We start from the raw sequence: 18,466 nt of genomic DNA, 5'->3' as shown, positions 1-18,466 counted from the left end.
TTCAGTGAATAACCTTGACCCCCCGCCGGCCCGCACCTAAAGCGGGAACGGCCCGTCGCCGGACGGCGGAGCCCGGAGATCCAGATGTCAATCGCTGCAGCCGCACGCGGCGGTGGCGCAGGTCGCGTCCTCGGGGACGAGATCCGCGCGACCGTCGCGCTGTCGATCCCGATCGCCCTGACGCAGATCGCGCAGATGGCGCTGCACACCACCGACGTGGTGATGACCGGCCGGCTCGGCCCGCACGCGCTCGCCGCCGGTCAGCTCGGCCACAACCTTTTCTTCCCGGTTTTCATCACCACCCTCGGGGTGCTGTTCGCGACCGCCGCGATGTTCGCGCAGGAGATCGGCGCGCGCCGCTACAAGGGGGTGCGCCGCACGGTCCGCCAGGGCTTCTGGGTGATCGTGGTGATGACCGGGCCGGCCTGGCTGTTCTTCTGGAACGCCGAGGCGGTGCTGGTCCACCTGCTCGGCCAGGATCCCGAACTGGCGCCGCGGGCGGCGGACTACGCGCTCGGCGCCATGTGGGGCTTCCCGTTCATGGCCGGCTTCAGCCTGCTGCGCAACTTCATCGCGGCCCACGGCCGGCCGCGCGCCGCGCTGTGGATCCTGGTGGTCGGGATCGGCGTCAACGCGTTCGCCGACTGGGTGCTGATGTTCGGCAAGTTCGGCCTGCCGCGCTGGGAGCTGTTCGGCCTGGGCATCGCCACCACCCTGGTGCAGGGCACAATGTTCCTGGCGCTGCTCGGCGTCGTGCTGAGCGACCGGCGCTGGCGGCGCTACCGCATCCTGGCGCGGTTCTGGCGGCCCGACTGGCCGCGGTTCCGCGAGGTCTGGGCGGTCGGCCTGCCGATCGGCCTGACCAAGCTGGCCGAGGCCGGGCTGTTCGCCGCCTCCGGCTTTCTGGTCGGGCTGATCGGGGTCGAGGCGCTGGCCGGCCACGCGGTCGCCCTGCAATACGCGGCGATCGCCTTCATGCTGCCGTTCGGGGTCGCCCAGGCGGCGACCGTGCGGGTCGGCCTGGCGGTCGGCCGCGGCGACCCCGACGGCGCGCGCCGGGCCGGCCGGGTGGCGATGATCGTCGGGCTGCTGGTGGTGATCCCGCTGGCGCTGCTTTTCGTCACCGCCGGGCGGCCGCTCGCCGGGTTGTTCCTGTCGGCCGGCGACGGCCACGGCGAGGCGGCGGTCGGCTACGCGGTGTCGTTCCTGGCGATGGCCGGGCTGTTCCAGCTGGCCGACGGCGGCCAGGCGGTGACCGCCGGGGTGCTGCGCGGCTTCAAGGACACCCGGGTGCCGATGGTGATCGCGCTGATCGGCTACTGGCCGGTCGGCATCGGCACGGCGCTGCTGCTGGCGTTCCAACTCGAGCTCGGCGGCATCGGCGTGTGGGGCGGCCTCGCGCTCGGGCTGGCGGTTGTCTGGGCGGCGCTGGTGCTGCGGTTCCGGCGGGTGGCCGACCGGGCGGTCGCCCGCAACCTCACCGGCTGACGCCTTACTGGCTGACCTTCTCGATGCGCCAGCGCGAATGGGCGTCGTCGACGCTCTCCCAGGCCTTCTGCTGCCAGGCCGACTTGGCTTGCTCGTAACTGTCGAACGGCCCGATCCGGGTCTCCGGCGAGCCGTCGGCGGTCTCGTTGAAGTCGGTCGACTTGTAGACCCCGCCGACCACCCAGAACTCGGTCGCCTCCTCGTGCAGGATGCGATAGCGGACATGGGCGTCGTCGACATGCTCCCAGGCCAGCTTGGCCCAGATCGACTTGGCGGTGTCGTAGTCCTTGAACGGGCCGATGCGCTGCTCGGCGTCGCCGCCCTTGATGTGCGTGAAGCTGGTGTCCGTGTACTCGCCGCCGATCACCCAGTACTTCATGGCCGTCTCCGAACCGCACCCGTGACTGTGCGGCCCGTATAGCGGAGCGCGACCGCCGGTTCAATCGAGGGATGCCCGCAGGGCCGGCGTCGGGTCAGCCGCCGTCCTTCAGGCTCAGGATGTGGGCGGTCACGTCGCCGATCTCCTCCGGCGTCAGGATCAGGTTCGGCATGGTGCGGTGCGGGGTGCTCAGGAAGGCGGACAGGGCCATTCCGGTCATGCCGGGCGTGTCGGCGACGTCCTCGAAGCTCGGGGCGGCGGACACCGGCGACACCGTCTCGCCGACGGCGACCGCGTGGCAGTTGGCGCAGACCCGCAGCGCCAGGTCCAGCCCCCTGGCCTTGTTGCCGGCCTCCTGGGCGTCGGCGGTCGACGGCGGGACCGCCAACGGCGCGGCGGCGAGGAGGGCGAGGAAAGCCGCGATCGGCAACTGACGCATGGGGAACTCCCGGCTGATGGCGGACCTTCGGAATCTAGGGAGGCGATCACAGCCTGTCGACCGGCGGCGATGTCGCAGGCCGACGTTTGAATCGATTTTTCCCGGCATTGTTAAGACCTGCTTAGGACCCGCCAAGTGAACATGCGTCGCGGTCTGCACGATTGTTGGGAGCATTGCGCGCGTCATGTCCATAGGGTCACGAACCCTCGATCTGCCCCGCGAGATTCTGCGGCAGATCACCGATCACCAGCAGTTCGTCGAACGTCGCGGCGGTCGCCGGATGACGTGCAAGAACGCCAAGCTGTCCGGCAAGGCGCTGGACGGCCTGCGCCTGCAGACCGCGATCCTGTCCGGCAGCGACCTGTCCAGGGCGTCGGCCGAGATGACGGATTTCTCCGGCGCCGACCTGTTCGCGGTGGACTTCAGCTGGGCGAAGCTGCGCAAGGCGGTTCTGAGCCAGGCCGACCTGCGCGGCGCGAATTTCTGCATGGCCGACCTCAGCGGCGCGGTGATCCGCAACGCCGACCTGCGGGCCGCCCAGGTCGACGAATGGGGCACCACGCTCAAGCGCCTGCTGAACCTGTCCGGCGCCAACCTGTCGAGCGCCGACTTCACCGGGTCGGACCTGGAGGGGGCGGACGCGACCGAGGCCCTGGCGGTCGATACCGTGTTTGCCGACACCGGGCTGACCGCGGTCAACTTCGCCGGCGCCAACCTGTCGGGCGCCGACCTGTCGGGGTCCAACCTGACCGGCGCCAACCTGACCGGCGCCAACCTGGACGGCGCCGACCTGTCGAATACCAAGTTGACCGACGCCAACCTGCGCAACGTCGACCTGTCGACCTGCAAGCTGGAGAACGCCGACCTGGAGGGCGCGGTCACCCGCGACCTCGAGCATCCGCTGCCGCCGGAGATCGAGGCGAGCCTGCGCGAGCACAGCCGGTGGATCGCCAGCGGTGGGTCCGCCGGGTCGGTCGCCAACTTCGCCGAGCGCGACCTGAAGGGGCTGGATTTCTCGGGCTGCGACGTGCGGGCCGCGATCTTCGACGGCGCCAACCTGGCCGGCGCCCGGTTCATCAAGTCGGAACTGCTGTTCACCAGCCTGAAGGGAGCGGACCTGGCGGCCGCCGACCTGTCGTTCTCGATCATCACCGGGGCCAGCTTCGTCGGCGCCAACCTGGCGGGCGCCAGCCTCGTCGGGGCCCGCATCTCGTCGGCCGCGCTCGCCGACCGCAGTGGCCGCCGGACCGGCCGCAAGATGCCGGTGCGGTTCCAGAGGGCAAACCTGCAGGGCGCCAACTTCACCGGCGCCCGCATCGAGTCGGCCGATTTCACCGACAGCCAGTACCGCGACGCCCTGCTCGGGAACGCCAAGATGATCGGTTGCGTCGGCCTGGAGTTGGACGACCTCTGAGCCCGGGCTGCTGAGACCGGGCGCCCGGTCAGTCCTTGCGGACGACGTTCGCGTCCGGCCCGACCGGGAAACCGGTGATGTTGCGGGCGCCGTCGGCGGTCACCACCAGGATGTCGTGCTCGCGGTAGCCGCCGGCGCCGGGCTCGCCCTGCGGGATCATGATCATCGGCTCCATCGACACCACCATGTCCGGCTCCAGCACGGTGTCGACGTCCTCGCGCAGCTCCAGCCCGGCCTCGCGGCCGTAGTAGTGGCACAGCACGCCAAAGGAATGGCCGTAGCCGAAGGTCCGTCGGTCGAGCACGCTGTGGCCGGCATAGATCTCGTTCAGCGCGTGGGCGATGTCGCGGCAGCGGGCGCCCGGCCGGATCAGCTCGAGCCCGGCGCGGTAGACCTCCAGGTTGATCTCCCAGTAGCGCAGGTGGGCGTCGGACACCTCCTCGGCGAACAGCGTGCGTTCCAGCGCGGTGTAGTAGCCGGCGATCATCGGAAAGCAGTTCAGCGACAGGATGTCGCCGCGCTCGATCCGGCGCGACGTCACCGGGTTGTGGGCGCCGTCGGTGTTGAGGCCGGACTGAAACCAGGTCCAGCTGTCCATCAGCTCGGCGTCCGGGAAGCTGCGGGCGATCTCCCGCACCATGGCGCCGGTGGCGTGCAGCGCCACCTCATGCTCGGTCACGCCGACGCCGAGCGCCTCGACGCAGGCGGCCCCGCCCAGGTCGGCGATCCGCGCCCCCTCGGTTATGAGGGCGATCTCCTCGGCCGACTTGACCATGCGCTGGCGCATCGCCGGGGCGGCGACGTCCAGGAATACCGCATCCTCGAAGGCGTCGCCGAGCAGTTGCCGGGTCTCCAGGTCGACATGGTCCGTCTCGATGCCGATCCGCCCGGCGTTCGGCAGCAGGGTCTGCAGGGCGTAGAAGAAGTTGTCCCGGCGCCAGTCGGTGTAGACCATGTTGTCGCCGGCGGTGCGCCGCCAGGGCTGGCCGCCGTCGATGTTGGCGCTGACCGAGGTCACCGAGTCGGCGGTGACGACCAGCGCGTAGCGCCGGCCGAAGCGGGTGTAGAGGAAGTCCGAGTAGTACGCGATGTTGTGGTACGAGGTCAGGATCGCGGCGTGCAGGTCGAGCTCGCCGAGGATCCGTCGCAGGCCGTCCTGGCGGCGCGCCACTTCGGCGTCGGAAAAGGTGCGGCGCGCCGGCCGCCCGTTGCGGATGTGCTTCAGGCGTTCCATTTCCAAGGTCATTTCCCGGCTCCAGTCTGAGTGGCTCCGGTTGCGGAGTGTCGCCCGGCACTCTATCTGAGCCCGACTACGACGCCCTATCAACGGGACGATGATGCTATCCGCGCTCCGAGCGGCTAGCATCGCCGTCCCGTGCCCGCGAGCCGACCGACCTGAGCGAGTCCATGACCGACAACGCCGATACCAACGCCCTTTCCCTGCTCGACGACCTGCTGGCGCGCGCCCGCCGGGCCGGAGCCGATTCCGCCGACGCCCTGATGGCGCGCGGCGTCTCGCAGTCGGTCTCGCAGCGCCTCGGCACGCCCGAGGCGGTGGAGCGCTCGGAGGGCCGCGACGTGGAGCTGCGGGTGTTCGTCGGCCGCCGGCAGGCGGTGGTATCCTCGACCGACTTCGCGACCGACGCGCTCGACGAGCTGGTCGTCCGGGCCCTGGCCATGGCCAGGGCGGCCCCCGAGGACAAGTATGCCGGCATCGCCGACCCCGGGCAGATCGCCCGGACCTGGCCGGACATCGAGATGTTCGACGCCACCGAGCCGTCGGCCGAGACCCTGGTCGAGCGCGCCCGGGCTGCCGAGGAGTCGGCACTGGCGGTCAAGGGCGTGACCAATTCCGAGGGCGCCGAGGCCAGCTGGGGCGTCACCGAGGTGGCGCTCGCCGCCAGCAACGGCTTCGCCGGGGGGTACCGGCGCTCGAGCTACTCGATCGTCGCCTCGGTGGTCGCCGGGTCCGGCCAGAAGATGGAGCGCGACTACGACTACACCGCGGCGGTGTTCGACGGCGACCTGGAGTCCCCCGAGGAGATCGGCCGGCGGGCCGGCGAGCGGGCGGTCGCCCGCCTGAACCCGCGGCGCCCGAAGACCGCGACCCTGCCGGTGGTGTTCGACCCGCGGGCCGGGCGCTCGGTGCTCGGCCACCTGGCGTCCGCCATCAACGGCGTCTCGATCGCCCGCGGGACGAGCTTCCTGAAGAACGACATGGGTGAGGCGCTATTCGCGCCGGGAATCCGCATCGTCGACGATCCGCACCGGCCGCGCGGCCACCGCTCCAAGCCGTTCGACGGTGAGGGCCTGCCTACCACCCGGCGGGCGATGGTCGACGACGGCCGGCTGGCCAGCTGGTTCCTGGACCTGGCGACCGGCCGGCAGCTCGGCCTGGAGAGCACCGGCCATGCCGGCCGCGGCGCCGGTTCGCCGCCGAGTCCCGGGGCCACCAACCTCTATCTCGATAAGGGAACGGTCGGCCGGGATGCGCTGATCGGCGACATCGAGCGCGGCTTCTACGTCACCGAGCTGATGGGGTCCTCCGTCAGTCTCGTGACCGGCGACTACAGCCGCGGTGCCGCCGGGTACTGGATCGAGAACGGCGAGATCACCTTCCCGGTCTCGGAGATGACCATCGCCGGCCATCTCCGCGACATCTTCCGTACCCTGACCCCGGCCGACGACCTGGTGTTCAAATACGGCATGGACGTGCCGACGATCCGGGTCGAGGGCCTGCTGGTCGCCGGCGGCCAGGACTGAGTCAGGCCTCCCCCGGCGGCCTGCCCGCCATCCCATAGGCAGTCGACCGCTCGCGGGCTCGTGAGCGGGCGTTCCCTGGAAGTTTCCCATCGCCCTCCCCATCTCGCGGCTTGCGGGATCGGGGAAGGTGTCTGGAGTTCGATATGCCGTCCTGTACCTCTCTGGCTCGCGTGGTCCTGCTTGCCCTGGTTCTCGGCAGCGGCGTCGCCCTCTCGAAGCAGGAACCGGCGGTGCCGCCGGCGGTGACCGACATGGAGACCGGCCTGGCCGTGAACGCCTCCGACGGCATCGCGATCCACGGCTACGACCCGGTCGCCTATGTGATCGACCACGAGGCGGTTCCCGGCTCGGCCGAGTTCGCCACCAGCTGGCGCGGTGCCGAATGGCGTTTCAGCTCGGCGCGCAACCGCGCCCTGTTCGTCGCCGACCCGGCCCGCTATGCGCCGCAATACGGCGGCTTCGGGGCCTACGGCACCGCGATCGGCAAGGCCTACGATGTCGATCCGCGGGTGTTCGACGTGATCGACGGCCGCCTCTACCTGCACCGCAACGACCGGGTGCGCGCGCTCTGGCAGCGCAACCCCGAGGGCTACATCGCCGAGGCCGACGACACTTGGCGTCAGCGCGTGCGGTCCGCCGGATCGTGACCCGCCGTCACCCGCTGTTGCGCAGGCCGGCGGCGATGCCGTTGATGCTGAGGTGGATGCCCTCGACCACCGCCGGGTCCGGGTCGCCGGCGCGGTGGCGATGCAGCAGTTCGACCTGCACATGGTGCAGCGGGTCGATATAGGGGAAGCGGTTGCGGATCGAACGCGCCAGCAGCGGGTTGCCCTCCAGCAGCGTCGCCTGGCCGGTGATCGCCAGCACCGCATCGATCGAGTCCTGCCATTCCGCCCGCAGCCGCGCGAAGATCGTGGCGCCGAGCGCGCGGTCGGTCACCAGTTCGGCGTAGCGCGAGGCGATGGCGATGTCGCTCTTGGCCAGCACCATGTCCATGTTCGACAGGGCGGTGCCGAAGAACGGCCAGTCGCGGACCATCGCCCGCAGGGTCTCCAGGCCGTCCGGATTGTCGGACAGCCACCCCTTCACCGCGCTGCCGAAGCCGAACCAGCCCGGCAGCATCAGCCGGCACTGGGCCCAGCTGAACACCCAAGGAATAGCCCGCAGGTCCTCGATACTGGTCGACTTCTTGCGGGACGCCGGCCGGCTGCCGATGTTCAGGTTGGCGATCTCGCCGATCACCGTCGAATCCCAGAAATACCGCTCGAATCCCTCGGTCTCGTAGACCAGCCCGCGATAGGCGGTGAAGGCGCGCTCCGACAGCGACTCCATGACGGCGAGATGGGCGTCCGGCGGCGGGCGGCCCTCGGCGGTCAGCAGGGTCGCCTCCAGGGTGGCCGCGGCCAGGGTCTCCAGGTTGCGACGCCCGACTTCGGCGTTGCCGTACTTGGCGGCGATCACCTCGCCCTGCTCGGTCACCCGGATCGAGCCCTGGATGGCGCCCGGCGGCTGCGCCAGGATCGCTTGGTAGCTGGGGCCGCCGCCGCGCCCGACCGAGCCGCCGCGGCCATGGAACAGCCGCATCGCCACGCCGTGCCGGCGGAACACCTCGATCAGCACGGTCTGGGCCTTGTACAGTTCCCAGATCGAGGTCAGGTAGCCGCCGTCCTTGTTGCTGTCCGAGTAGCCGAGCATGACCTCCTGGGTCTCGCCGCGCGACGGCAGCAGGCAGCGGTATTCCGGCAGCGCGAACAGCCGGTCCATGACCTCGCCGCAGCGCTGCAGGTCGCCGATGGTCTCGAACAGCGGCACGATGTCGACGTCCAGTCGCGCCTCGCGTGGGTGCAGCAGGCCGACCTCCTTCAGCAGCACCGCCGCCTCCAGGATGTCCGAGACCCCGTCGGTCTTCGAGATGATGTAGTGGCGCACCGCCTGCGGCCCGTAGCGCCGGCGGCCGTCCGCCGCCTCGGCCAGGGTCGCCAGTTCGCCGGCGGTGCGCTCCGAATAGGTCAGGTGCGGCGCCGACATCGGCCGGGCGCCAGTCAGCTCGGCCCGCAGGAGCGCGATGCGGCGCTCCTCCGGGGCCTGCAGGTAGCCGGCCTCGGCGCCGGCGACCTCGAGCAGTTCCGCGACCACGGCCTCGTGGACGTCGGAGTTCTGGCGCTGGTCGATCGAGGCCAGGTGAAAGCCGAACACGTCGACCGCGCGCCGCAACCGCCGCAGCCGGCCCCTCGCCAGGCTGGCCGAGCCGTGGGCGGTCAGGGACTCGTAGACGGTGTCCAGGTCGGCGCGCAGCTCCCCGGCGCCGGCATAGGCCGGGGCGGCGCCGACGGCGTGCCGGGCCGCCTCGACCCCGTCGAGCACCCGGGCGGTCTCGGCCAGCCGGGCGTACATGCCGGCGATCGCCCGGCGGTAGGGCTCGGTGGCACGGTGCGGGGAATGGTCGGGCGACCGCTCGGCCAGCGCCCGCAGCCCGTCCGACACCGCCACCCGCCGGTCGTCCAGCGACAGCTCGCCGCCCAGCCGGTGCAACTCGTCGAGATAGAAATCCAGGGCCCGCGCGCTCTGCATGCGCAACGCCTCGCGCAGCACCTCGGCGGTGACGTAGGGATTGCCGTCGCGGTCGCCGCCGATCCAGCTGCCGACCCGCAGGAACGACGGAACCGTCACGTCCTCCCAGCCCTCGACCAGCCTCAGTTCGTCCTCCAGGTCGCCGTACAGCCGCGGCAACTCGCACAGGAAGGTGTGGTCGTAGTGCGAGAGGCCGTTGGCGACCTCGTCCAGCACCCGCAGCCGGGTGCTGCGCAGGATACTGGTCTGCCAGAGCACCAGCACGGCGCGCCGCAGCTCCTTGCGGTTGGCGGTCAGCTCGGCCGGGGTGAAGTGGATTCGGTCGCGGTCGTCCAGCAGGCGGGCGATCTGCATCTCGCGGTCGATCGAGCTCTTGCGGCGGATCTCGGTCGGGTGCGCCGTCAGCACAGGACTGCAATGGGCGCCGTCGAGGAACGCCTGCAGCCGCCTGGCCGACACGCCGGCGCCGTAGGCCCGGCCGAGCGCGTGGGCCAGGGTGCCTTGGCGCGGCGCCGCGCCGGTCATGGCATGGGCGCGGGTGCGGCGGATGTGGTGCTGGTCCTCGGCGATGTTGGCGAGGTGCGAGAAATATCCGAAGGCCCGGATCACGGTAGTCGCGCGGTCGGTCGGCAGCCTACTCAGGATGGCCTGCAGCTCGCCGCGGGCGGTCTCGTCGGAGCCGCGGTGGAAGCCGATCGAGGTCTTGCGCACCTGCTCGACGGTGTCGAAGGTCTCGTCGCCTTCCTGGGCGCGGATGGTCTCACCGAGGATCCGGCCGAGCAGGCGGATGTCGTAGCGCAGCGGGGCGTCCTTCTCCACTCCGCCGCCGTCCGTTCCGCCGCTCTGGATCGCCTGTTCCATGGTGCCTGTCCCGTCGGGGTTGTGCGGACCGGCATTGTCCACGACCTCGGTGTGCAGTGCACCATGGAAATCGACCGGAGCCCGCGGACGGCTATCCGGCGGCCGGCATCACCAGCGGGAGGGTTTCGTCGGCCACCCGGATTCGCACCGGCAGCCGGGCGATGACGTCGCCGTCGCCCTGCACCGGCCGGGCGTCGTCCTCCAGGATCGCGATCTCGCGGCCGGTGACGATGCGGTAGCTCTTGAGCCGCGGCAGGAACCCGCCGAACAGCCCCAGCATGTAGTATACCGCCTGCCACCGCCCGGGCTTCTCGAACAGGCAGACATGCAGCAGTGGCTCGGTCAGCCGGGCCTTGTCGGCGCACACGAACCGGCCGGCGTAGTAGTGGCCGTTGGCCACCACCGCGGCCGCGGCCCGGTGCGGGACGCCGTCGATCTCGATGAGGAACCGGTGGCGGCGATACGCCAGCCAGCGTTGCAGGGTGGCGACTGCGTAGGCGAACTTTCCGGTCCGCCGCTTGAGCCGCTGACTGACCGAGGCCACCACATCGGCGTCCAGGCCGATGCCGGCCATCAGGGTGAACCGCCGGCCATTGGCCTCACCCAGGTGGATCGGTACGGCCAGGCCGTGCAGGATCGCGCGAACCAGTGCGTCGGACCGTTCATCGAGACCGATCTCGGCCGCCAGCACGTTGGCGGTGCCGAGCGGGATCAGCGCGAGCGGGAGCGTGCCGCCGGCGAGCCCGTTCACCACCTCGTTGACGGTGCCATCGCCGCCGGCCGCGACCACCACGTCGGGGCCCTCGCCGAGCGCTGCGCTCGCCAGCGCCGCATGGGCGTAGCGGATGGCATCGCCGGCCCGGGCGGTCGGTTTCAGTTCGACCCGGGCGCCGGCCCGTTCGAGCTCGGCGATCACCGTGGCCAGACGGTGTCGGCGCCGGCGCCGGCCGGCGTTGGGGTTGTGGATGATCAGGACCCTTCGGCGGCCCGCCGACGGATTGCCGGCGGCGGTGTCCGCATCGCTGTCGTCCAGGCTCCTGTACATTCCCGGGTGGTTCCTCGCGGTGTCGTCGGGCGAATCAATCATTATTCAAGTATTACCAAAATATGACAAAGACTCCAGTGCCGTTTTGGCCGTCTTCTCAGGATAACCCGAAGTGTTTGTCATGGATATTTCACTTTACCAGATTTAGCGGGTCCCCTATCCACCGGGTCCAATTGTGGGCTTCTTGCGCGCGACCCGGGACGGGATGGGAGAGAGCCGATGAATGCCGAGCGCGGCGTGACACGGTACCGTTCGATCTGGATCTCCGACATCCATCTCGGCACCCGCGGGTGCCAGGCGGAACAGCTGCTCGACTTCCTGAAGCACACCGAGTCCGAATACCTGTATCTGGTCGGGGACATCATCGACCTGTGGCGGATGCGGCGATCCTGGGCATGGCGGCAGGCGCACAACGACGTCATCCAGAAGCTCCTGCGCAAGGCCCGCAAGGGCACCAAGGTCATGTTCATACCCGGAAATCACGACGAGATGTTCCGGGAGTTCCTGAACGCCGATTTCGGCCAGATCGAGATCCGGCCGGAGCATGTCCACGTCACCCGCAGGGGCGAGCGCTTCCTGGTCATCCACGGCGACGAGTTCGACGCCGTGGTCACCTACGCCAAGTGGCTGGCGATCCTGGGTGACTGGACATACAACACCCTGCTTTCGCTCAACACTGTCTACAACGACATCCGGCGCCGGCTGGGCTATCCGTACTGGTCGCTGTCGGCCTACCTCAAGCACAAGGCCAAGCGGGCGGTCGAATTCATCGGGCGTTTCGAGGCGGCTCTGGCCACCGAGGCCGCGCGCCGCGGCGTCGACGGGGTGATCTGCGGCCACATCCACAAGGCCGAGATGCGCCGGATCGGCGACATCCTGTACTGCAACGACGGCGACTGGGTGGAGAGCTGTACCGCTCTGGTCGAGCACATGGACGGCGGCCTCGAGATCCTGCACTGGACCGAGGTTCGGCAGCTCTCGTTCGCGGCCTGAGCCCGGCGCGCGGCATGACCCTGCCTCAAAGCCCCGGCGGACCGCTGCACGTGGCGGTCGTCACCGACGCCTGGCACCCGCAGGTGAACGGCGTAGTGCGCACTCTCGCCGCCACCGGCGACGAACTCACCGCACTCGGCCACCGGGTGACGTTCATCACGCCGGGCGACTTCCGGACCGTGCCGTGTCCAACCTATCCCGAGATCCGGCTGGCGGTGCTGCCGCAGCGCAAGATCGCGCGGCTGCTCGACGCGGCCGCACCCTGCGCCATTCACATCGCCACCGAGGGCCCGCTCGGCCATGCCGCGCGCCGCTACTGTCTGAGCCGCGGCCTGCCGTTCACCACCGCCTACCACACCAAGTTCCCGGAATATGTCCGGGCCCGCGCCCGGGTTCCGCTGGGATGGACCTATGCGGTCATGCGGCGGTTCCACGGCCCGTCCAGCGGCGTGATGGTGGCGACCTCTTCGCTGCGGCGCGAGTTGGAGGCGCACGGCTTCACCAATATCCGGGACTGGACCCGCGGGGTCGACGTTGCGCTGTTTCACCCGCGGCCGTCGATCCTCGACCTGCCGCGCCCGATCCTGATGTATGTCGGCCGGGTGGCGGTCGAGAAGAACATCGGCGCCTTTCTGACGCTCGACCATCCCGGCACCAAGGTGGTGGTCGGCGACGGCCCGCAGCGCGCCGAGCTAGAGCGCCGCTATCCCGACGTGGTGTTCGTCGGCTCCCGGCAGGGCGAGGCGCTGGCCGCGCACTACGCATCGGCCGACGTGTTCGTGTTCCCGAGCCGGACCGACACCTTCGGCCTGGTGCTGATCGAGGCGCTGGCCAGCGGTGTGCCGGTCGCAGCCTACCCGGTGCCGGGACCGCTGGACGTGATCGGCGATTCCGGCGCTGGGGCGCTGGACGAGGACCTCGGCGCGGCGGTGCGCCGGGCCCTGGAGATCGACCGCGAGGCGGCGCGGGCGCACGCCCTGAACTTCACCTGGCGGCGCTGCGCCGAGGCCTTCGTGGACAACCTGCAGCCGTTCGAGACGGAACCGGTCCGCACGGCGGCGGCCTGACGGTCCGGCACCCGGGCGATGCGCGTTCGCCGCGTACCCATGCCGGGTGCGCCGTGGTAGGTTCCGGCCGTCCGAAACCTGCCGACCGCTGCCGGTGACCGCCCAGATTCCGCGTTCATGCTGAAACGACTGCTCAAGAGCGAGGCCGGCCTGCGCGCCGCCGGCATTCTCGCCGGCTGGATCGTGCGGTTCGTCGGCGCGACCACGCGCTGGGAATGGGTCGCCGATCCCGAGTCGCTGGCCCTGCTGCGCAGCGAGGAGCGTATCATCGGCGCGTTCTGGCACAATCGCCTGATGCTGATTCTGGTCGCCTGGCCGCGCCCGAAGCCGGTCGCCATGGTGATGTCCGAGCATGGCGACAGCCGGATCCTCGGGATCGCGGTCGGCGACTACATCACCCGGCCGATCTGGGGATCGTCGCGGCGCAACCCGATGGCGGCGATGAAGGGCATGCTGCGGGCCCTCGACGACGGCCTGAGCGTCGCGATCACCCCGGACGGGCCGCGCGGCCCGCGCATGCGCTGCCGCCCGGGCCTGGTCGAGGCCGCCCGGCAGTCCGGCGTGCCGATCCTGCCGGCCGCCTGGAGCGTGTCGCGGCGCAAGGTGCTGCGGTCCTGGGACCGGTTCGTCGTCGCCTGGCCGTTCGGCCGCGGCGTGGTGGTGCTGGGCCCGCCGATCCGGGTGCCGGCCGACGCCGACGCCGCCGCGCTGGAGGCCAGCCGGCTGGCGATCGAGGCCGCGCTGAACGCCGTCGCCGCCGAGGCCGACCGGCTGACCGGCCACCCGCCGATCGAGCCGGCCCCCGAGGGGAGCCGCGGCCGGTGATGCTGTCGCTGTACCGCGGTGCCGCCACCGCCCTGGGGCCGGTGATCGACGCCTATCTGCGCCGTCGCATCGAGCGCGGCAAGGAGGATGCGGCACGCATCGCCGAGCGCCGGGGCGTACCGGGCTGCCCGCGCCCGCCCGGCCCGCTGGTCTGGCTGCACGCCGCCAGCGTCGGCGAGTCGGTGGCGCTGCTGCCACTTGTCGAGCGCCTGCGAAGCGAGCGCCGCGACCTGACCATGCTGGTCACCACTGGCACCGTCACCTCGGCGGCGACCATGGCGCGCCGGCTGCCGGACGGGGCGATCCACCAGTTCGTGCCGGTCGACCGGCCGGTCTGGGTGCGCCGATTCCTGGCGCATTGGCGGCCGGACGTCGGGATCTGGGTCGAGTCGGACTTGTGGCCGGTGCTGGTGACCGAGGCGCGGGCCGCCGGGGTGCGGCTGGCGCTGGTCGACGCCCGCATGTCGGAAGGCGCGTTCCGGCGCTGGCGCCGGGCCGGCTGGCTGGCGCGGCCGCTGTTCGCGCCGTTCGAGCGGGTACTGGCCTCCAGCGAGGCCCAGGCCGGGCGGTTCCGGCAGCTCGGCTGCACGGACGTGCGGTTCGTCGGCAACCTGAAGGCCGCCGGGGCGCCGCCGCCGGTCGACGCCGACGCCGTCCGAAGCCTGACGGAAGCGATCGCCGGCCGGCCTGCCTGGCTGGCGGCCAACACCCATCCCGGCGAGGACGCGGTCGTGCTCGACGCCCACGCCCGGTTGGCGGCGGCGACGCCGGACCTACTGACGGTGATCGCCCCGCGTCACCCCGACCGGGGTGCGGCGATCGCCGAGCTGGCGGTCGCCCGCGGCCTGGCGGTGGCCCGCCGCTCGCTGGGCGCGCTGCCGGAACCGGGCACCGCGATCTACCTGGCCGACACCCTGGGCGAGATGGGCGCGCTGTACGCCACCCTGCCGGTCACCTTCCTGGCCGGCTCGCTGGTGCCGGTCGGCGGCCACAACCCGATCGAGCCGGCCCATGCCGGGACCGCCCTGCTGTTGGGCCCGCTGATGCCGAACAACCGCGACGCCGCCGACGCCCTGATCGCCGCCGGCGCGGCGCGCCCGGTAGCCGATGCCGGGACCCTCGCCGCGGCGGTCGCCGAACTGCTGGCCGACCCGGCGACGGCATCGGGCATGGCGGCGGCGGCGCGCCGGGTGGCGGCCGACGGCCGGGCCGGGCTGGACCGCATCCTGGAGGCGCTCGACCCGCTGCTGCCCGGGGAGACCGGGCGGTGAGGGCGCCGGATTTCTGGGCGGTCGACGGGACGCAGGCGCGCCTGCTGTCGCCGCTGTCGACCGCCTGGACCGCGGCCGGCCGGGCCCGCCGCTGGGCGGCCACGCCCTTTCGGCCGGCGGTGCCGCTGATCTGCGTCGGCAACGCGGTCGCCGGAGGGGCGGGCAAGACCCCGGTGGCGTTGGCGCTGGCCGGCGAGATCAAGGCGCTCGGCCTGCGGGTCGGCTTCCTCTCGCGCGGCCATGGCGGCTACGAGCGCGGGCCGCTGCTGGTCGACCCGGCGGTGCACGACGCCGCCGCGGTCGGCGACGAGCCGCTGCTGCTGGCCCGCTCGGCGCCGACCGTGATCGCCCGCGACCGCCCGGTCGGCGCCCGGTTCCTCGAGCGCCAGGGGGTCGACGTCATCGTCATGGACGACGGCCTGCAGAACCCGGCGCTGGCGCCGAGTGCCGCGCTGCTGGTGGTCGACGGCGGCTTCGGCTTCGGCAACGGCCGGGTGATGCCGGCCGGGCCGCTGCGCGAGCCGCTGGCTGACGCGCTGGCCCGGGTCGACGCGGTGGCGCTGGTCGGCGACGACCGGGCCGGGGTGGCGGCGGCGATCGGCGGCACGCGGCCGGTGTTCCGGGCGCATCTGGAGCCGCTGCCGGGCACCGAGAAGTTCGCCGGGATGCGGGTGCTGGCCTTCGCCGGCATCGGCCGCCCGGCCAAGTTCGCCGAGACCCTGGCCGAGGCCGGCGCCCGGGTGGTGGAGCTGGAGGCGTTCCCGGATCACTTCGTCTGGCGCGAGGACGAGGTGATGGAGATGGTCGAGCGGGCCCAGTCCCTGGGCGCGGTGCCGGTGACGACCGAGAAGGACGCCGCCCGGCTGTCGCCAGCGGCGCGGGCGATGGTCGAGGTGTTCCCGGTGGCCCTGGTCTGGCGGGATCCGGCGCCGGTGGCGAGGTGGGTGCGCGGGGCGGTGGGGTAGGGAGGTAGGCGGCGTCGGTGGATCGGCCGCAGCCGATCGTCACGCCGACCGGCCGTCTGGCTCGCGCCCCTTACCCGCCCGGCATCGGCGGCACCAGCAGCTGCGGGTCGATCCGCGACTTGAACCAGTTCATCCGCCAGTCGAGATGCGGGCCGGTGGCGCGGCCGGTGGCGCCGAGCTTGCCCAGCACGTCGCTCTGGCGCAGCCGGTCGCCGACCTTCACGGTGACCGCGCTCAGATGCAGGAAGGCGCTGGACAGGCCGTGGCCGTGGTCGAGGATCACGGTGCCGCCGGTGTAGTACAGATCGTCGGCGGCCAGCACGACCACGCCGTCGGCCGGGGCCCTGATCGGGGTGCCGACCGGGGCCGCGATGTCGACGCCGTAATGCGGCTGCTTCGGCTCGCCGTTCAGGATGCGCTGGCTGCCGTAGACCCCGCTGATCCGGCCGATGGCCGGCCACACGAAGCCGGTCCGGAACATCGGCTCCGGCCTGTCGACCTCGCGCAGGGCGGCGATCTCGGCGTTCTCGCGGCGGATACGCTCCAGCACCTCGGGCGGCGGCGTCACCATCTTCGGCGGCAGGCCGTCGATGCGCTGGATCGCGAACTCTCGCGGCGCGATCGCCAGGCTGCGGCGCTCGACCTTGCCGCCGGGCTCGGTCACCGTCAGCTCGGCGGTCGCCGGCGCATCGCGGTGGAAGCCGAGCACGAACACCCCGTCGGGCCCGACCCGCACCCTGCGGTCGTCCAGCACCACCGTCGATCCCGGGTCGGTGCGGCCGATCACCAGCCCGCCCTGGGTGAGGGTGCCGTCCAGCCGGGTCTCGGCACGGGCCATGGGAACGAACGCCAGCAAAGCCAGCAGCAACGCCAGGATGCGCATCAGAACAGGCTCTCCTGAGAGGCCGGCGGGGCCACCGGCTTCGGCTTCGGACGGCTGCCCCCGGCGCCGATCACCGCCGCCCGCTCGCCGTCTCGGAAGCGGAGCGACACAGGCTGGCCGTCGCGCGCTTCCTCGGCCGCGGTGACGGGGGCGCCGTCGGCGTCGCGCACCAGCACGAAGCCGCGGTCCAGCACCCGCACGAAGGAGTTCGCCTCGAGCACCCGGTCCAGGCCCTTAAGGCGGTCGTCCTCGACTTTCAGGACCCGGTCGACGGCGGAGTCGGCGGCCTTGGCGAAGCGCTCGACCTCGCGCCGGTCCTGGGCAAGGCGCTGGGCGATCGGCTCGATCCGCAGGCCGCGCAGCAGGGCTGTCAGCCGGCCCTCGGTGCGGGCCAGCATCTCCGACGGGGTCGGCAGCCGGCGGGCGACCCGCTCGGACAGCCGCTCCAGCCGGCGTTGGATGGTGGAGCCGGCGGTCTGGGCGGCGTAGTCGAGGCGCTGCTGGGCCTGCTCGATGCGGGCCGCCGGGTCGCCCAGGCCGCGCGCCAGCCCGTTCAGGTGGTTGCCGCCGTCGGCGAGGCGCCGGGCCATGGCGTGGGCCAGGCGGGCGGTGTCCTCGGCGATCCGGGCGACCAGTTCGGCGCGCACCGGCACCGCCATCTCGGCGGCTGCGGTCGGGGTCGGCGCCCGCCGGTCGCTGGCGAAGTCGATCAGGGTGGTGTCGGTCTCGTGCCCGACCGCCGAGATCAGCGGAATGTCGGAGGCGGCGGCGGCGCGCACGACCACTTCCTCGTTGAACGCCCAGAGGTCCTCCAGGCTGCCGCCGCCGCGCGCCACGATCAGCAGGTCCGGCCGGGCTATCCGGCCGCCGGTCGCCGGGACCGCGTTGAAGCCGGCGATGGCGCGGGCGATCTGGTCCTTGGCACCCTCGCCCTGGACCAGCACCGGCCAGACGATCACATGCACCGGGAAGCGGTCGGTCAGGCGGTGCAGGATGTCGCGGATCACCGCCCCGGTCGGCGAGGTGACCACGCCGATCACCCGCGGCAGGTAGGGAATCGGCCGCTTGCGCTCGGCGTCGAACAGGCCCTCGGCGGCCAGCCGCTTGCGGCGGTCCTCCAGCAGCTTCAGCAGCGCGCCTTCGCCGGCTAGTTCGATCTGCTCGATCACCATCTGGTACTTGGAGCGGCCTGGATAGGTGGTCAGCTTGCCGGTGGCGATGACCTCCATGCCCTCCTCGGGCTGCACCGACAGGCGCTGGGCCGAGCCCCGCCAGCACACCGCCTCCAGCACCGCCTGGTCGTCCTTGAGCGACAGGTACAGGTGGCCGGAGCCGGCCCGGGTCGGGCGCGAGACCTCGCCGCGCACGCGGACCCGCTCGAACGACGATTCGATGGTCCGCTTCACCGCCCCGGAGATCTCGGTGACGGTGAACTCGGGCATGTTGCCGGGGGTGGAGTCGCGGGCGGACTCGGGGGGGGAAGCGGCGTCTTGCATGCCGCC

General features: G+C 71.7%; 16 protein-coding genes. 9 read left to right on the top strand and 7 right to left on the bottom strand.

The genetic code is table 11. From position 1 onward, the window contains the following. The first annotated feature begins 84 nt into the window (after nt 1–84). The gene (locus RIC31_RS07805; RefSeq protein WP_350104863.1) at nt 85–1,488 is read left to right on the top strand and encodes an MATE family efflux transporter; all 1,404 of its coding nucleotides are present in this window, start codon (nt 85–87) and stop codon (nt 1,486–1,488) included. Between the two features lie 4 nt (nt 1,489–1,492). Here RIC31_RS07805 and RIC31_RS07800 read toward each other — a convergent pair whose 3' ends face one another. Both RIC31_RS07800 and RIC31_RS07795 read right to left on the bottom strand, forming a co-directional pair. Next, nucleotides 1,493–1,867, bottom strand: a complete 375-nt coding sequence (locus RIC31_RS07800; protein WP_350104861.1) for a DUF4170 domain-containing protein — start codon at nt 1,865–1,867, stop codon at nt 1,493–1,495. A 94-nt stretch (nt 1,868–1,961) separates the two neighbouring features. Next, nucleotides 1,962–2,306 carry a hypothetical protein gene (locus RIC31_RS07795; RefSeq protein WP_350104859.1) on the bottom strand — a complete coding sequence of 115 codons (345 nt, stop codon included), beginning with the start codon at nt 2,304–2,306 and terminating at the stop codon, nt 1,962–1,964. 280 nt (nt 2,307–2,586) lie between these two features. Here RIC31_RS07795 and RIC31_RS07790 point away from each other — a divergent pair, with 280 nt between their 5' ends. Next, nucleotides 2,587–3,720: a pentapeptide repeat-containing protein gene (locus RIC31_RS07790; protein ID WP_350104857.1), complete on the top strand. Its 1,134-nt coding sequence runs from the start codon at nt 2,587–2,589 to the stop codon at nt 3,718–3,720. Between the two features lie 28 nt (nt 3,721–3,748). Here RIC31_RS07790 and RIC31_RS07785 read toward each other — a convergent pair whose 3' ends face one another. Further along, nucleotides 3,749–4,966, bottom strand: coding sequence for an aminopeptidase P family protein (locus RIC31_RS07785; RefSeq protein ID WP_350104854.1), 1,218 nt, complete (start codon nt 4,964–4,966; stop codon nt 3,749–3,751). A gap of 161 nt (nt 4,967–5,127) precedes the next feature. Between RIC31_RS07785 and RIC31_RS07780 the strand changes: the two genes are divergently transcribed. Both RIC31_RS07780 and RIC31_RS07775 read left to right on the top strand, forming a co-directional pair. Continuing rightward, on the top strand, nt 5,128–6,483 hold the full coding sequence (locus RIC31_RS07780; protein WP_350104852.1) for a TldD/PmbA family protein: 1,356 nt from the start codon (nt 5,128–5,130) through the stop codon (nt 6,481–6,483). Nucleotides 6,484–6,626: 143 nt separating this feature from the next. Continuing rightward, nucleotides 6,627–7,130: a YHS domain-containing (seleno)protein gene (locus RIC31_RS07775; protein WP_350104850.1), complete on the top strand. Its 504-nt coding sequence runs from the start codon at nt 6,627–6,629 to the stop codon at nt 7,128–7,130. A gap of 7 nt (nt 7,131–7,137) precedes the next feature. Here the strand turns inward: RIC31_RS07775 and ppc are convergent, their stop codons facing one another. Together ppc and RIC31_RS07765 are read right to left on the bottom strand one after the other, a co-directional pair. Then, nucleotides 7,138–9,915, bottom strand: coding sequence for a phosphoenolpyruvate carboxylase (ppc, locus tag RIC31_RS07770; RefSeq protein ID WP_350104848.1), 2,778 nt, complete (start codon nt 9,913–9,915; stop codon nt 7,138–7,140). A 91-nt stretch (nt 9,916–10,006) separates the two neighbouring features. Next, entirely contained in the window at nt 10,007–10,960 is a 954-nt protein-coding gene (locus RIC31_RS07765; RefSeq protein ID WP_350104846.1) for a diacylglycerol/lipid kinase family protein, read from the bottom strand. A 219-nt stretch (nt 10,961–11,179) separates the two neighbouring features. Between RIC31_RS07765 and RIC31_RS07760 the strand changes: the two genes are divergently transcribed. From RIC31_RS07760 to lpxK, 5 genes are all read left to right on the top strand, one after another. Then, nucleotides 11,180–11,953, top strand: coding sequence for a UDP-2,3-diacylglucosamine diphosphatase (locus tag RIC31_RS07760; protein ID WP_350104844.1), 774 nt, complete (start codon nt 11,180–11,182; stop codon nt 11,951–11,953). A gap of 44 nt (nt 11,954–11,997) precedes the next feature. Further along, a complete protein-coding gene (locus tag RIC31_RS07755) occupies nt 11,998–13,020 on the top strand; it encodes a glycosyltransferase family 4 protein (protein ID WP_350105703.1) in 1,023 nt (340 codons plus the stop codon). A 117-nt stretch (nt 13,021–13,137) separates the two neighbouring features. Further along, nucleotides 13,138–13,845: a lysophospholipid acyltransferase family protein gene (locus tag RIC31_RS07750; protein WP_350104842.1), complete on the top strand. Its 708-nt coding sequence runs from the start codon at nt 13,138–13,140 to the stop codon at nt 13,843–13,845. Next, nucleotides 13,845–15,116: a 3-deoxy-D-manno-octulosonic acid transferase gene (locus tag RIC31_RS07745; RefSeq protein ID WP_350105700.1), complete on the top strand. Its 1,272-nt coding sequence runs from the start codon at nt 13,845–13,847 to the stop codon at nt 15,114–15,116. The genes RIC31_RS07750 and RIC31_RS07745 overlap by 1 nt, the downstream gene beginning before the upstream one ends. Beyond that, the gene (gene lpxK, locus RIC31_RS07740; RefSeq protein ID WP_350104840.1) at nt 15,113–16,081 is read left to right on the top strand and encodes a tetraacyldisaccharide 4'-kinase; all 969 of its coding nucleotides are present in this window, start codon (nt 15,113–15,115) and stop codon (nt 16,079–16,081) included. Before RIC31_RS07745 ends, lpxK begins: the two co-directional genes overlap by 4 nt. Nucleotides 16,082–16,151: 70 nt before the next feature. Here lpxK and RIC31_RS07735 read toward each other — a convergent pair whose 3' ends face one another. Continuing rightward, nucleotides 16,152–16,964, bottom strand: coding sequence for a M23 family metallopeptidase (locus RIC31_RS07735; protein ID WP_350104838.1), 813 nt, complete (start codon nt 16,962–16,964; stop codon nt 16,152–16,154). Next, entirely contained in the window at nt 16,964–18,460 is a 1,497-nt protein-coding gene (gene xseA, locus RIC31_RS07730) for an exodeoxyribonuclease VII large subunit (protein WP_350104836.1), read from the bottom strand. Before xseA ends, RIC31_RS07735 begins: the two co-directional genes overlap by 1 nt. Nucleotides 18,461–18,466: the final 6 nt, after the last annotated feature.

It is taken from the genome of Thalassobaculum sp. (assembly GCF_040219615.1).
Lineage (GTDB): Bacteria > Pseudomonadota > Alphaproteobacteria > Thalassobaculales > Thalassobaculaceae > Thalassobaculum_A.
This window is presented reverse-complemented; position numbering and strand designations above follow the sequence as displayed.